The 14,382-nt window shown below is 40.9% G+C and carries 13 protein-coding genes and 3 pseudogenes; 12 read left to right on the top strand and 4 right to left on the bottom strand.

Features of this window, described 5'->3' with window-relative positions:
- Positions 1–167 precede the first annotated feature (167 nt).
- The 12 genes and pseudogenes from DXB39_RS09035 to DXB39_RS08970 form a co-directional block, all read left to right on the top strand.
- Positions 168–1,190 carry a lysylphosphatidylglycerol synthase transmembrane domain-containing protein gene (locus tag DXB39_RS09035; RefSeq protein ID WP_330408254.1) on the top strand — a complete coding sequence of 341 codons (1,023 nt, stop codon included), beginning with the start codon at positions 168–170 and terminating at the stop codon, positions 1,188–1,190.
- Positions 1,191–1,210: 20 nt separating this feature from the next.
- Positions 1,211–1,975 (top strand): TraX family protein, encoded by a 765-nt coding sequence (locus DXB39_RS09030; protein WP_117841569.1) that lies wholly within the window; start codon positions 1,211–1,213, stop codon positions 1,973–1,975.
- 106 nt (positions 1,976–2,081) lie between these two features.
- A complete protein-coding gene (locus tag DXB39_RS09025) occupies positions 2,082–4,079 on the top strand; it encodes an LTA synthase family protein (protein WP_117841570.1) in 1,998 nt (665 codons plus the stop codon).
- 58 nt (positions 4,080–4,137) lie between these two features.
- Complete coding sequence (locus DXB39_RS09020) at positions 4,138–4,809, top strand: response regulator transcription factor (protein ID WP_117841571.1); 672 nt, start codon at positions 4,138–4,140, stop codon at positions 4,807–4,809.
- Positions 4,806–5,798: a sensor histidine kinase gene (locus tag DXB39_RS09015; RefSeq protein ID WP_117841572.1), complete on the top strand. Its 993-nt coding sequence runs from the start codon at positions 4,806–4,808 to the stop codon at positions 5,796–5,798. The genes DXB39_RS09020 and DXB39_RS09015 overlap by 4 nt, the downstream gene beginning before the upstream one ends.
- Positions 5,799–5,957: 159 nt before the next feature.
- Positions 5,958–6,080 (top strand): annotated as a pseudogene (locus DXB39_RS09010) (helix-turn-helix domain-containing protein); the annotation flags it as partial.
- A gap of 418 nt (positions 6,081–6,498) precedes the next feature.
- Positions 6,499–6,994 (top strand): annotated as a pseudogene (gene dfrF, locus DXB39_RS09005) (trimethoprim-resistant dihydrofolate reductase DfrF).
- A gap of 104 nt (positions 6,995–7,098) precedes the next feature.
- On the top strand, positions 7,099–7,755 hold the full coding sequence (locus DXB39_RS09000) for a hypothetical protein (RefSeq protein WP_002303420.1): 657 nt from the start codon (positions 7,099–7,101) through the stop codon (positions 7,753–7,755).
- Positions 7,756–7,936: 181 nt separating this feature from the next.
- Positions 7,937–8,467: a dihydrofolate reductase family protein gene (locus tag DXB39_RS08995; protein WP_002303421.1), complete on the top strand. Its 531-nt coding sequence runs from the start codon at positions 7,937–7,939 to the stop codon at positions 8,465–8,467.
- A 362-nt stretch (positions 8,468–8,829) separates the two neighbouring features.
- The gene (locus DXB39_RS08990; RefSeq protein ID WP_009273376.1) at positions 8,830–9,996 is read left to right on the top strand and encodes an XRE family transcriptional regulator; all 1,167 of its coding nucleotides are present in this window, start codon (positions 8,830–8,832) and stop codon (positions 9,994–9,996) included.
- A 653-nt stretch (positions 9,997–10,649) separates the two neighbouring features.
- Entirely contained in the window at positions 10,650–10,877 is a 228-nt protein-coding gene (locus tag DXB39_RS08975; protein ID WP_009273378.1) for a hypothetical protein, read from the top strand.
- Between the two features lie 111 nt (positions 10,878–10,988).
- Positions 10,989–11,165, top strand: a pseudogene (locus DXB39_RS08970) (recombinase family protein); the annotation flags it as partial.
- A gap of 63 nt (positions 11,166–11,228) precedes the next feature.
- On the opposite strand, the gene DXB39_RS08965 reads toward DXB39_RS08970, so the two are convergent.
- The 4 genes from DXB39_RS08965 to DXB39_RS08940 form a co-directional block, all read right to left on the bottom strand.
- On the bottom strand, positions 11,229–12,905 hold the full coding sequence (locus DXB39_RS08965) for a recombinase family protein (RefSeq protein ID WP_002569190.1): 1,677 nt from the start codon (positions 12,903–12,905) through the stop codon (positions 11,229–11,231).
- 100 nt (positions 12,906–13,005) lie between these two features.
- Positions 13,006–13,173, bottom strand: a complete 168-nt coding sequence (locus tag DXB39_RS08960; RefSeq protein ID WP_022621154.1) for a transposon-encoded TnpW family protein — start codon at positions 13,171–13,173, stop codon at positions 13,006–13,008.
- A 474-nt stretch (positions 13,174–13,647) separates the two neighbouring features.
- Entirely contained in the window at positions 13,648–13,908 is a 261-nt protein-coding gene (locus DXB39_RS08945; protein ID WP_002590583.1) for a helix-turn-helix domain-containing protein, read from the bottom strand.
- Positions 13,889–14,320, bottom strand: coding sequence for an RNA polymerase sigma factor (locus DXB39_RS08940; RefSeq protein WP_009255547.1), 432 nt, complete (start codon positions 14,318–14,320; stop codon positions 13,889–13,891). The genes DXB39_RS08945 and DXB39_RS08940 overlap by 20 nt, the downstream gene beginning before the upstream one ends.
- Positions 14,321–14,382 lie beyond the last annotated feature (62 nt).

Raw genomic sequence — 14,382 nt, 5'->3', positions numbered from 1 at the left:
TTATATACAGATAGTTAAAGTATAGCACTTTTTGCCAGGAAATATAATACAGAAGTTTGACAAAAAATGGATATTTGATATAATCCTGTGTGTGACGAATAATTCATGGAGATACGTGGTAAAATAGACAGGCAGCAGAGGAAAAAGAGAACTGGGAGTGAGGTTTTATTAATAAGCGGACAAAGCAAATACTGAAACTGGTTTTTGTAATTGCCATCGTAGCAATTATCATTTATACGTTCCGGGATTCAGCCGGACCAATTTTAAAGGAGCTTTCTACAACTGCACCTTGGGTGGTCATTACCATCTGCGGTGCCGGTGTTATGTATAATGTGGTAGAAGGATGGATTAATTATTCCTTCGCAAAGCAGTATAATCCACAGTTTACATACCGGATGGGTGTAGAGAGCGCCTTTTATTGCTCATTTTACCGTGTGGCAACCTTAGGCAGTGGTGCCGGTGTGGCAGCGGTATATTATTTCAATGAAAAAGGAATTCCGGTTTTTCAGGGAACCGGAATGTATATGGTAGAGTATGCGATTCATAAAGTAACGATTGCAATCTTTTCCATTATTTTCTTCCTGTTAAATTTCGGATTTATGAAGGAACATTATTCCGAATATTTTAATCTTCTGATTGCAGGATATGTGTTGACGGCAGTGATAGCAACTGCATTACTTTTATTCTGCTGTTCAAAGAAGTTCCATGGAATTTTACTTTTCCTGGTGGACAAGCTGAACCGCAAAGGAAAATTCGATGCGCAGGCAGCCATGTTACGGGAACAGTGTGGCATCTTAGAGGATGCAGCAGGCATGCTTCTGACCAAGGGAAAACTAATCGCATCCATTGTAGCTAAGAATCTGTTGAAATTTGCATTCTGCTATGGCATACCATTCGTGATTTTATATCGGGAATATGGATTGACACTGTTACAGTCCTGGGCAGTTACTTCCCTTGCTTTTATGCTGGCAGCAGTCATTCCGTCTCCGGCAGGAATCGGTTCCTCAGAGTTTGTATTTACCGCATTGTTTACAGTATTGGTAGGAACCGGAGAAGCCGGTTCTGCGGCACTGTTATACCGTTTTGCAACATTCGTACTTCCATTTGTTATCGGTGGTGTGGTGGTATTACTGCATAAGCGTATTGACCGACGGATTGCAAAACGCAAGGCAGATAAGGCACAGCAGTAAGGGAAAGAGAAGGAATTAAGATGAAAGAAAGAAAAGGAATCAGTGGCAGCACACTGAAAATCATTGCGATTATAACGATGTTAATTGACCATATCGGAGCCGGAGTTCTTGGCAGATTGCTGGTAGTCCGTGGTATGAATGAGGCGGCAGATCTGAATGCATGGATTGATGCCAACAGTACCCTGGTGATTACATATCAGATGATGCGTTTTGTCGGAAGACTGGCATTTCCGATTTTCTGTTTCCTTTTAATCGAAGGTTTTGAACATACACATGATGTGAAGAAATATGCACTTCGTCTGCTTTCCTTCTGCCTGGTATCTGAAATTCCATTTGACTTATTATTCAATGGAAAAATATTGGAATCCGGTTATCAGAATGTATTTTTTACACTGTTTATCGGACTGATGGTTATGTGGGGATTTCAGGCAGTGGAGAATCAGGAACGGTTTGCGAAGTTTAAGAAAGTTATTTTTGATGCGGGAATTCTTGCAGCAGGAATCCTTGCGGCAGAATTTTTAAATACCGACTATGCCGGAATTGGCGTTGCCTGCATCGTATTACTCTATGTATTCCGTAAGAAAAAATCCTACCAGCTGCTTGCAGGATGTATCGGATTTTCCTGGGAGCTTACTGCACCGCTGGCATTCATTCCGATTGCGTTTTATAATGGAAAACGTGGACTTTCTTTGAAATATTTTTTCTACATTTTCTATCCGGCGCACCTTCTGATTTTGTATATCATCTGCTGGGCAATGGGAATGGGACCGATTGCAGTCGCATAGATTTCTTTAAGATTTTGTGAAGAGGCTTGCAAACAAAAAAGACCTGCGTTATAGTAGCGGATGGACAGAAGTTCTGTCACAGAAGAAAACGGCAGGATTGTAAGGAATGAATGAGAATAAAGCAGAAAGAAATGAAATAGAACAGAATAAAAAACATTCAGCTAGACTTATCGAACTGGATTATAAGAAAACAAATATAAGAGCCGGACTCATTGCTTTTGCAGTGATGTTGGGCTTTTGTCTCTATGGTGGGGTAAATGTTCTGGTGGCAGCTGCCGCAGGGCTGATTTATTTTGGCATCAAAAATCTTAGGATTACATTGCCGGAGAAAGCCAATCCTATCTGGGCTGCACTTGAAATTTTCCTAAGTGCCATCATGACAGAGCATATGGTGCAGTATCTTTTGCTGGATGCAGAGCTGCGGGAGAAAATCAGTGTGAATCACACCCGATGGAATGTGCTCTGCTGCATGGTCTTTTATCTTGCCCTGTTAGTGATTACAGCAAAGCCGAAGATTGCCTGCATGATAGGACATATTTTCCTCTTAAGCCTTGCAGGAATCAATTACTTTGTCTATCAGTTCCGTGGAAATGAATTTTCTTTCGGAGATTTGAAAGCGGCATCCACCGGACTTTCCGTGGCAGCAAATTATAAATTTGTATTGGAAGACCGGGCGGTCTATGTCATACTTCTTAGCATGATATATGTTGCCTTTATAAGGAAGCTGAATTTTGAATTTAAAAAGAAGTGGATGCTTCGGATCAGTGCCTTTGCGGCAGCACTGGTGATGGGAATTTATGTGGGAATTGCCACAGAAGATACGGTAATGGAATCCTGGGAACAGAAAGGAACTTACCGCAACGGCTATATCTTAAATTTTGTACTCAGCATCCGGGATTCCTTTGTGGCGGAGCCGGATGGATACTCAAAAGATGTGGTGGAAGAGATTTCCAAAGAATATCCGGCACCGGAGAATAAAGGCTCGGAAGGTGACCCGACCATTATTGTCATTATGAATGAGTCCTTTGCGGATTTGAGTGTGATTTCCCATTATGGATTTGAGACAACGGAAGAGGTAACACCATTTTTTGATTCCATGGACACCAATATCATTAAGGGATATGCACTGTCTTCTGTCTTTGGTGCAAAGACACCGGATTCCGAGTGGGAATTTCTGACGGGAAATTCCATGGCATTCCTGCCAAGCGGCTCCGTGCCTTATCAGCAGTATATGTCAAAGAAACCGTATTCCCTGGTGAGCACCTTAAAGGAGCGGGGATATTCCTGCATTTCCATGCATCCTTACTATGCGTCCGGCTGGAGCAGAAGCAAGGTTTATCCGTTGCTGGGCTTCGATGAGAGTCTCTTTATCGATGATTTCGACCAGACCAATATCATGCGGGAATATATTACGGACCAGGAATTATATAATAAAATTATTGACCAGTATGAGGCAAAGACTTCTGATGAAAAATTATTTATCTTAGGTGTTACCATGCAGAATCACGGTGGCTATACCGATTATTATGATAATTTCCAGAATACGATAAATCTTAAGAATCATTATTATAGTGATGTGAACCAGTATTTAAGCCTGATTCATGAGAGTGACAAGGCACTGGAAAATCTGATTACTTATTTTGAAAATGTGGATGACAAGGTCGAAATCGTATTTTTCGGAGACCATCAGCCGAGCCTGAATAATAATTTCTATCAGTCCATGAATGGCAAAGGATTATCCGGCCTTACCTTGGATGAACTGCAGGAATTATTTACAGTACCATTTTTTGTATGGACGAATTATGACAGTGAAAGTAAAGATGTGGAACTGACCAGCCTGAATTACTTATCTACAATGACACTGCAGCAGGCGGGCATTGAACTGCCGGCATATAATCAGTTCTTAGCAGACTTGCAGGAAGAGATACCGGCAATGAATTCCAGAGCATTTTATTCGAAGAGTCAGGGCGAATTCCTGCATTATTACGATGCGCAGGGGGAAGATGCAGACCTTCTGAATCAGTATAATATCCTGCAATACAACAACATGTTTGAAAAAGACAAGGATAAAAATCTTTTTCCGTATTATGAAACACCGGATTAAAGAGTGAAAAACATAGAGAAAGTGAAATGTATGGGAAAAACGGAAAGGCAGGGGGAAGATGTACCGGATTTATCTTGTGGAAGATGATGTAATTATAGCCAGAAGTATTAAAAAACATTTAGAAAACTGGGAATATGAAGTGCAGTGCACAAAAGATTTTTCAGCAGTTACAAAAGAATTTGCGGAGTTTGCACCGCAGCTTGTGCTGATGGACATCGGTCTGCCTTTCTACAATGGATATTACTGGTGCAGTGAAATCCGCAAAATTTCTAAGGTGCCGATTATCTTTCTCTCTTCGGCTGCGGATAATATGAATATTGTCATGGCAGTAAACATGGGGGCAGATGATTTTATTGCAAAGCCTTTTGACTTAAGTGTCCTAACGGTAAAAGTACAGGCGATGCTGCGGCGCACCTATGATTTTACGGAGACCGGAGAAATGCTGACCTATCACGGAGTGATGCTTCAGGTGGCGGAAGCAGTCCTTACTTATCAGGATAAGAAAGTGGAACTTACCAGGAATGAACTGCGGATTCTAAAGACACTGATGGAAAATAAGGAAAAGGTAGTCTCAAGAGATACGCTGATGACAAAGCTCTGGGAAAGTGACTGCTTTGTGGATGAGAATACACTTTCCGTAAATGTAAACCGCCTTAGAAGGAAACTTGCGGATGCAGGTCTGGAGGATTTTATTCTTACGAAGAAGGGAATCGGGTACCGGCTGAAATGAAATTTATCAAAAATTATCTGAAGGAAAATCTGAAATGGCTGTTGTTAGTGCTTGCCTGCTTTGGAATCCTGTGCTTTGTAATCGGGTTTGAGCAGGTGCCGCTGGCACAATGGGGATATGCGGCATTTTTGTGCTTCTTCCTGTTTTTGCTGGTAGTAATCATAGACTTTACAAGGCGTTATCTACATCATAAGAAGTTAGAAAAGCAGACTTCTGAAATTGCTGTGACAATGGATAAGCTGTCATTGCCGCGGGGACAGATGGAAACGGATTACCAGAAAATGCTTCGTTCGTTATATATCACACTGCAGCAGCAGATTAATGAGCTGGAAAACGGGCAGGTGGAGCAGGCAGAATATTTTACCATGTGGGTGCATCAGATCAAGACACCGATTGCAGCACTGCGTCTGCTGCTGGCAGAGGAAGAAGATGAGCGGAGCCAGGAAATGTGGGAAGAGCTTTTCTCCATTGAACAGTATGTGGAAATGGCATTGCAGTTTACCAGAATATCAGCGAAAACCACAGATTTTGTAATCGGGGAAGTTGCGCTGGATAAAGTAGTACGGGAGGCAATTCATAAGTATGCAAGGTTATTTGTGCGAAAGAAGATTAAATTGGAATTAAGTCCGATTGATGCACAGGTGCTTACTGATGAAAAATGGCTGGAGTTTGTGATAGAACAGGTTTTATCCAATGCAATCAAATATACTGCCGGTGGAACGATTTCCATTTACCAGAAAATAGCTGTGACAGGCGAGAAGAAAGAAGTAAAAGAACTTATCATCGAAGATACCGGGATTGGAATTGCGCCGGAGGATTTGCCACGAATCTTTGAAAAGGGTTATACCGGATACAATGGACATGCCGACAAGCGTTCTACCGGCATCGGACTGTATCTCTGCCGGAAAATTATGCGTAAGCTGTCCCATGAAATCACGATTGAGTCGGAGATTGGAGTGGGAACGAAGGTACATCTTGAAATACGGTAGGAGGGGAAGCTTCCATTTTTTTTTCAAAAGTAAATTAAAGTTTTCTTAAAACAGTATCTACGGAGCGTGGAATCCGCATAAATTCACCATTTTCTACGTCCCGTGGGTGTACTTAAAAATGAAATTACCAGATAATCAAAGCAGAAAGGAGGAAAGCAGATGGATCAGATAATAATTGGAAAATTTATTGCAGAAGAAAGAAAAAGAAAGGGTTATACCCAGAAGCAGTTATCTGAGAAATTAGGAATTAGTGATAAAACGATTTCTAAGTGGGAATGTGGTGTTTCCCAAACAAAAAGATATTAAGAAACAGCCCATGTTTACCTGCTTGCAAACAAAAGAATATTGCTACTAGACTAAGAGATACTACATAAGTGTGTTGGTATCTCTTTTTTGTTGCCGTGAAACAGCAGACTATTTCATTTCTGCTTGATTACCTTAAAACTTATTAGTCTATGGTTTGTCAAGGGCTTGTTGCGTGAGAAATGCTGAATATCACCCTTTACAAAACATAGGCTGATAAGTAACTTTTCAAAAGCAGAAAAGAAATGGCAATGCTTATAACAATATGATATAATGCAGATGAAGACAAAAAAGGAATTTGTCGAGCTGGTTAGTTCGAGATAATTTTGAGTTTGTTAAGATGTGGTGCACTTGATGGAATCACAGGTACGACATCATATTATGGAGGATGAAATAGATGATAGGTTTGATTGTTGCGAGGTCAAAGAATAATGTTATAGGCAAGAATGGTAATATACCATGGAAAATAAAGGGAGAACAAAAGCAATTTAGAGAGTTAACAACGGGTAATGTGGTTATTATGGGGCGAAAGTCTTATGAAGAAATCGGTCATCCGTTGCCTAATAGAATGAATATTGTTGTTTCCACCACAACAGAGTATCAAGGAGATAATTTAGTTTCAGTTAAATCATTAGAAGATGCATTATTATTGGCTAAAGGACGAGATGTATACATATCTGGTGGATATGGACTATTTAAGGAAGCTTTGCAAATAGTAGATAAAATGTATATCACAGAAGTAGATTTAAATATTGAAGATGGAGATACATTCTTTCCAGAATTTGATATCAATGATTTTGAAGTTTTGATAGGGGAAACACTTGGTGAGGAAGTGAAATATACGAGAACATTTTATGTAAGGAAAAAATGAATTGAGTAAATTTTGGATTTAGGGTGTTTTCATAAATATATTGCTTTTTATGCATATATAAATTGTTGTAAGACAAATTCCAGTTTGTATGGGGCGATAAAATCAGAATTTGAGAGAGGATTGAATATGAATAAGGAATGGTCTGAACTTAATAAAACAATGCAGGCACAAATAAAAAAGAAAGATACTTATAAGAGGGGTATTGATACTTTACTTACTTTACGAAGTCAGTTAATACAAACCTTAGTATCTTTCAAAGAAGAATTATGCAGAGAAGATTTTAACTCAATCCCCTTCATAAACGCTGATGGTTATCATAGTAAGACGATTGCTTATTCTATTTGGCATATTTTCCGCATTGAAGATATAGTTGTGCATACAGTGATAAATGAAGATGAACAAGTATTTTTTGCAGGCAATTATCAAGAGCGTATCAATTCACCTATCATTACAACAGGAAATGAACTCATGAAACAGCAGATTGCAGACTTTTCAAAACAGCTTAATCTGGAAGAATTATATTTATATATTTTCGAAGTATGGGAAAGCACTGAGAAAATGCTTGAACGGTTATCTTATGATGAATTGAAAAGAAAAATACCGAAAGAAAGAAAAGGATACTTAGAATCGTTGAATGTAGTAAACGACAATGAAAAAGCAATTTGGCTGATTGATTATTGGTGTAATAAAGATATTTGTGGACTAATTCAAATGCCGTTTTCAAGACATTGGATTATGCACACAGAAGCCTGTTTGCGTATAAAGAACAAGATACATTCATAGGCAAAAATTTCAGTTTGTAGAACTAAGGAAATTGGAATTTAAGGAGGAATAAAGTATGGTTAGTGATTTTATAAGAGCAGCATTTCCATGGATTTTAATGGGTTTATTTGTAGCAATCAGTTGTTCCCTTATGAGTAAAAAAGAGAAATAAATTCCTGTTTGTATTTATAAAAGAGAAAAAATGAGAAAAGTAGTTTTATTTATTGCCATGAGCCTTGACGGATATATTGCGGACGGTAATGGTGGAGTAGCTTGGCTAAATGGTCATGGAAATGACAATGAAAACATCGACACTTATACAGAATTTACCAAAGATATAGATACTGTCTTAATGGGGTGGAATACTTCTCATCAGGTTGTTACTGAACTTTCTCCGCAAGAATGGGTATATAATAAATTTACAACTTATGTATTAACACATAAAGAGTGCAATTCTTCCCAACAAATTCATTTTACAAGTGAAAATCCTGTTTTATTATTGGAACGGCTAAAACAAGAAGCAGGAAAGGATATTTGGATTTGTGGCGGAGCAAATCTTGTTCAGCAGTTGGTAAGCAAAAATATGATTGATAAATATTACATTTCTGTTATTCCTACTCTGTTAGGAAATGGGGTTCGTCTTTTGGGCAACATAGACAGGGAAATAAAGTTAAGGCTTTGTAAAACACAGACTTATAACGGAATAACCGATTTGATTTATATGCGTAGATAACTAGAGAGAAACAGAAAAGCTGTTAAACCGACGGAGCGATCCGACCACGTTGGCGGGAAAATCCTTAAGATTTTTCCGCCATGCTTGCAAGGGGGCGGTTCGCTTCGGCGGTTCGGCGAGCTTGCGAGCCGTTCAAAGCCCCCGTTATCTAACAGGGGGGTACTATTACAAAAGACAAGAGCAAAAACAAATACAAAACTGCTGATATGCAACGATTTACAAGGTTATAAGAACTTATTTCACTTCACATCCTATTTTTTCGATCCGACAGGTCTAAAACAGCATATCAATAGCAAATAATGATAAGATACAAGGCGTATGCTTCTATGAGTATATGCCTTTTTTGATTGGAGGAATAAAGCATGAATGATATGAAATTTATTGAAACATTAAAGCAAAAGAGAAAAGACTGTGATTATTCGCAATCACGACTGGCACAGGAATTGCAAATCAGCAGGCAGAACTTAAATGAAATTGAAAACGGAAAAACAAAAGCCAGTAAAGAAATGAAACATATACTTCTACATTATCTTGATTATTGTAATTGTACTCAGCCTTTCACTTTAACGATTGACTACCTGCGTGTTCGTTTTCTCACCACAGACGCATTGGAAATTATAAAAAATGTACTGGCAATGAAGAGCGAATATTTTATCCATGAAGATTACGGAATGTATGGCTATGAAGAACAGTATGTCTATGGGGATATTAGTGTAAATGCTTCTAAAGATAGTTCTATGGGTGTTTTATTGGAATTAAGAGGTATGGGGTGTCGGAACTTGGAATATGTTTTACAGGCAAGAGGGATAGACTGGTATTACTTTTTAAGATGTTGTATAGATTATCAAGGTGTTTTTAAACGCATAGATTTAGCGGTCAATGATATGGGCGGACTGCTGGATATAGAAATTCTAAGGGAACGCTATTATGCCAACAAGGTATGGAAACGTTCAAGAACCCATGAAGCAGTAGACAGCGGGAAATTATCGGGTACACATGGAGATACTGCAAAAACCTTTTATATCGGTTCAAAGAATAGTTCCATCTACTTTTGCCTGTATGAAAAAGAAAAGGAACAAAAAAGCAAAGGTATAAAAACAAACATTAAGAACCGCTTTGAAATTCGTTTAAAAAATGGAAAAGCAGAACAAACGATAGAACAACTTGTTTTTACAAGAAATCCCGAACAGACCATAGCAAGCCTTATCCTCACACAGATAGATTTTCCCGATTATATTTTATGGGATATATTTTTAGATAATGTAACGACCTCACTTCCGTTTATTATGACGCCTGTTGCTGTCAATATGGAGAAAACAAAACGCTGGTTAGAAAGACAGGTCATGCCCTCTTTATTGATGATAAAAGAGATTGAAAAGAAAACAGGAGCAAATTATCTGGAAGAAATCGACAGACATACAAGACTAACAGAAAAGCAGGAATTAAAAATTAAACAAATGACAACAGACATAGCAGATATGATTGAGAAAGATACCGCTGTTCCACAAGGGAATGACGGTATTTTTTAATTTCTTCAAAAAATCTGCAACAAAACGGTTACTTGCGTACAGATATGGTGCAAGGAAAGGAAATCTGACTTTTTTTGAAAACAGGTCATTAAATCGGTGGTTGCTGTCCCTATATGATGTGAAAGAAGAAACGATTTTCAATTTCAACTTAACAATCCGTAGTTTCCATTCCCTATATGGAGCAAAGAAAATCTTTCATTCCATAGTTGGTAGTAATAGTGTTGCATGGGTAGTTAGGGTGTGAAAAGAAAATCAGATTTTTTCATCACCAACTTAGCAGAATGACACTTTCTTTCCCTATATGGTGCAGGAAAAGAGAAAAGTTTTGAAGATTGGTTACGCTTCTGCTCTTTTCCAACGCGGTATATAGGAAAGACGATTTTCTTCTTTCATGTTCTTTGACAACTGAATAAAGCAGTTCAATACGTTTGACAGACAGCGAGCCGTTGAAACAGATACGCCATGACCTTTCCCCTGCAAAAGCGAGCGACAACTTATTTGTGTTCCTGTAAAAGATTTGTTCTCTTTTATCGCCATGACCTGTCCTGTCTGATAATGATACTCCCGTACAGCCACAGCTTGAGCGTTCAGAGCGTCGCACGCAATGGGTACGGCTACATAAGAACTATGCAGAGGTGGAACTCCTGTGGGCTATGACAAAAGCCGTTGAATTGCTTAGAAAAGATTTTTACAGAAAGGGGGTATGTGTTATTGCTGATATTGTAAAAACAAGGCAGGAAAAGACAAATAATAAGCGTGGCATTGGCAACAGAGGAAAAACAAAGATTGTTATAAAAGAGCATTTTTCCGAAAAGGGAAAGACAATGGGAGAACTTCTGACAGATGTTATGCTGGAAAAAGCAAAGCAGACAATCGCATAAAATCGGTGCAGTTGTAAGAAATAGATTGAATGACAAAAAGTACCCGTGTTATACTTTACTTGCAAGCAGGTATTGTAAACACGGGTTAGTTATAAAGGAGGATAACTGACAATGAAACAACAGATTTACAATACTGCACTTTATCTTAGGTTAAGCCGAGATGATGAATTACAGGGCGAAAGTTCCAGCATTACCACACAAAGAAGTATGTTGCGTCTATATGCAAAAGAACATCATTTGAATGTGATTGATGAATATATTGATGACGGCTGGTCGGGAACAAATTTTGTTGAGGTAAGATAACGATACCTTTTTTGCAGAGGGTGTTATCTTACCTCTTTTTGATGTATGTTAGATAGCATAACTCTTTACGTCGGCTCCTATCTGTCTGAAATAGGAGATACTTTCAGTAGGCTTGTCGCCTGTATCAACTCTGCCGACAAAGCTATAAAAGATTTCGATTTTGCGGGTGTTCGTTTCCTTATCCAGTTCGTGAATAAGAATACGGTCAATAAATTCATGGACGTTTTCGTAGGTCAGTTCTTCAATCGCTGTGTATCTGCGTACCAGTGCGACAAACCTTTTTACGTCCGCGCTGCGCTCGGTGGCGTTGTCGATTTCCTGTGACAGCTCCGCAATCCTCCGGGTCAGCGTCTTTTTTTCTTCATCATAGCCGGAAGTCAGAAAAGCAAATTGTTCATCTGAAAGTTTCCCTAAAGCGTTGTCCTCGTAGAGCTTGCGGAATAAGATGTTCAGCTCGTTAATACGGTTCTGCGCCTTGTCAAGTTCTTTCCGCTGCTGTGTCAGCGTCTTTTGTACTGCCTTTGCGCTGCACTCGTTGGCGGTTTCGATAAACTCCTGTTCATGCTCTTTCACATAAGACGTTACTCGCTGCAAGTCTGCAAGGACAAGTTCTTTCAATACGCTTTTGCGGATATAATGCGTAGTGCAGAGCATATCATTTCTTGCCCGGTTGCGGTAGTTGCCGCAAGTGTAGGCGTGTTTCCGTTCAAGCGTCCCGGCTCCGCGTACTGCATACATTTTGTAGCCGCAGTCCCCACAAAAGAGCAGCCCGGAAAACAGGTCAATTTCATCAACCTTTGTCGGGCGTTGCCGGGTGGCAATCCGCTTCTGTGCAAGTTCAAAGGTTTCTTCATCAATCAAAGGTTCGTGAGTGTTGGGGAAGAAATACCTTTTTTCCTCCGGGTTCTTTTTCGTCTTTTTCGACTTATAAGATACCTTGTAGGTTTTCCCGGTTATGGTATGCCCTAAATACTCTTTCCTTGTCAGAATGTCGTACAGTGTCTTATCCGGCCAGTTGTACCATGCGTTGAGCTGTGGGCGGGGGTGGCGTTTGCTCCCTGTCCTGCGGTAGCGCAGTTCCCCGACGGTCAATATCTCATTGTCCCGCAGCCAGTTCTGGATTTCACACATACGGTCGCCCCGTACATACATTGCAAAAATCTGTTTTACGACGTGTGCCGTTTCCGGGTCGGGTATCAGATGATTGCGGTTATCCGGGTCGATAAGGTAGCCGTAAGGAGCTTCGCCGTTGACGCGCTCGCCTTTCTGTGCCTTTGCCTGTTTGACAGCCCGGATTTTCTTTGAGGTGTCGCGGGCGTAAAACTCGTTGAACCAGTTCCGCAGAGGGGTAAACTCGTTATCTTCCCTCGCTGTGTCTACACCGTCGTTAATGGCAATGTAGCGCACTTCGTATTCGGGGAAAACAATCTCTATCAGTTCGCCGGTTTTCAGATAATTACGTCCCAGACGGGAAAGGTCTTTTGTTATGACGGTCGCCACGTTCCCGGCTTCAACCTCATGCAGCATGGCTTGAAGCCCCTCACGCTCAAAGCTCACGCCGGAAAATCCGTCGTCTACAAAAAAGCGTGTGTTGAAAAAGTGGTGTTCGTCAGCATACTTTTGTAAAATCAGTTTTTGGTTCTGTATGCTTTCGCTTTCCCCGGCTTGCATATCTTCCTGGCTCAATCTGCAATATAAAGCGGTAATCTTGTCTGTCTGTAACATTTTGTCCTCCTTTCCGACGACAGACAAGCATGGTATTTGTACTGTCTATATTATACCACATACCGCTGCCTGTGTCATGTATAAAATGTGAAGAAACGCCCTATTTCCGGGCGTTTGCGGGGTTCAGCTCCATGTCCTTGCGAATGAGCTTCTTTATCTTTTTATCCAGTGTGTCCGTTGCGCGTTCACTTGCGGACGAACATACAAGGTAAGTAACTTTTCCGATTTTATGCTCCGTTGTGGTAACGGGCGTCTGGTTTTGCGTCAAAGAAAATCCCCCTTTCTTTCGCAAACATATAATACAGTCTATGAATAGCAGCAAGTCCACTATTCAAGAAAACAAAGGCTTTAATCGGACGGTTATTAGCATAACCTCATGGGAATTTCACCCCGGCATGGTTCTCATGCAGCCCTACCCATTGCCTGCGACGCTCTTAACGCTCGGACTGTGGCTGTAAGGAAGTATCATTGTATATTTTGCGTGTCGTCGCCCGCAAGCCGCTACACTTGCTTTCCGGCGCGGTGTTGGTCGCTCGGCTGTCCGGGCGGGGATAACCTCACCCGGATAGCGTCATGGCGCACCCACCGTATGGCTCGGCGCAAAAGGAACGTATCCGATTTGCCCTATGCTGCGCCGCCGTTATCTTGCGCCGCTTTCTTTGTCAAGGTTCAGAATGGCTTTGCTGCCGCGTCAGCAGCGGAACGGAAAAGGGGGAGAGAGAAAGCGTCCCGCCGCTGCGGTTTATTCCTCTGCCTTAAAGGTGAGGACAGCCATCATCAGTTTTGCTTGCAGCCGTTCCCGAATGTCGTGGTCTACGCCAAAATAGACGTTCCCGCGCTCGTCGTACAGCTTCCGCATGGAGAGGCGGGCTATGTAGCCGCTGAAATGCTGCAAGACAATCTTCATAGCGTCCGGGTCGCCCTTTGTCGCTGCCAAAATGACAGGATAGGGAACAAGGGCTTTTTCCGGGTAGCCGGGTTCGTTACCATTCGTCCCATTCATCAGCATTTTCCTCCAGATATTTTTTTAGCAGCTCAAAAGAGCTTGTCCGCCTGTACTGTATCGTGCTTCTCGACGTATCGAACAGCTCCGCAATCTCGGTGTCGTTCATTCCCTCGAAATAGTACAGGAGTACGGCTTTGCGCTTTTCTTCCGGCAAAGTACGGATTGCTTCAAGAAGCAGCTTCGGCGTGATTTTCTTCCCGGCTCTTTCAAAGGCGATTTCCCCTTTGAAATATTCATCAAAGGTATGAAGCTGCCGCGCTTCTTCTAAGGTCAAGTCGGAAAAGGTAATCTCCCTTGCCTTATGCCTGTGCAGCTCTTTGTGAGCGTCACACGCTTCATTGTGCAGTACCGTATTACAAAACTTCTGGAAAGCGCACTGTTTTATAAACTCCCTGCGATTAGGTTCCACATTCTCACCCCCTTTCTCGTTGGAAAGTTGGTGGTGCTTCCCCCTTTTCGCGGGGCAATACT

The organism is Roseburia sp. OM03-7AC (assembly GCF_003462625.1).
Classification (GTDB): Bacteria; Bacillota; Clostridia; order Lachnospirales; family Lachnospiraceae; genus Roseburia_C; species Roseburia_C amylophila.
Note: the sequence above shows the minus strand (reverse complement) of the source record. Positions and strands in the feature narration are given on the sequence as shown.

What these genes read in the sequence shown, in the direction of transcription:
- DXB39_RS08990 (WP_009273376.1), top strand. Translation starts at nt 8,830, where the DNA reads ATGAATGATATGAAATTTATTGAAACATTAAAGCAAAAGAGAAAAGAC.
- DXB39_RS09000 (WP_002303420.1), top strand. Translation starts at nt 7,099, where the DNA reads ATGAATAAGGAATGGTCTGAACTTAATAAAACAATGCAGGCACAAATA.
- DXB39_RS09015 (WP_117841572.1), top strand. Translation starts at nt 4,806, where the DNA reads ATGAAATTTATCAAAAATTATCTGAAGGAAAATCTGAAATGGCTGTTG.
- DXB39_RS09030 (WP_117841569.1), top strand. Translation starts at nt 1,211, where the DNA reads ATGAAAGAAAGAAAAGGAATCAGTGGCAGCACACTGAAAATCATTGCG.
- DXB39_RS09020 (WP_117841571.1), top strand. Translation starts at nt 4,138, where the DNA reads ATGTACCGGATTTATCTTGTGGAAGATGATGTAATTATAGCCAGAAGT.
- DXB39_RS08975 (WP_009273378.1), top strand. Translation starts at nt 10,650, where the DNA reads ATGACAAAAGCCGTTGAATTGCTTAGAAAAGATTTTTACAGAAAGGGG.
- DXB39_RS09025 (WP_117841570.1), top strand. Translation starts at nt 2,082, where the DNA reads ATGAATGAGAATAAAGCAGAAAGAAATGAAATAGAACAGAATAAAAAA.
- DXB39_RS08965 (WP_002569190.1), bottom strand. Translation starts at nt 12,905, where the DNA reads ATGTTACAGACAGACAAGATTACCGCTTTATATTGCAGATTGAGCCAG.
- DXB39_RS08995 (WP_002303421.1), top strand. Translation starts at nt 7,937, where the DNA reads ATGAGAAAAGTAGTTTTATTTATTGCCATGAGCCTTGACGGATATATT.
- DXB39_RS08945 (WP_002590583.1), bottom strand. Translation starts at nt 13,908, where the DNA reads ATGAATGGGACGAATGGTAACGAACCCGGCTACCCGGAAAAAGCCCTT.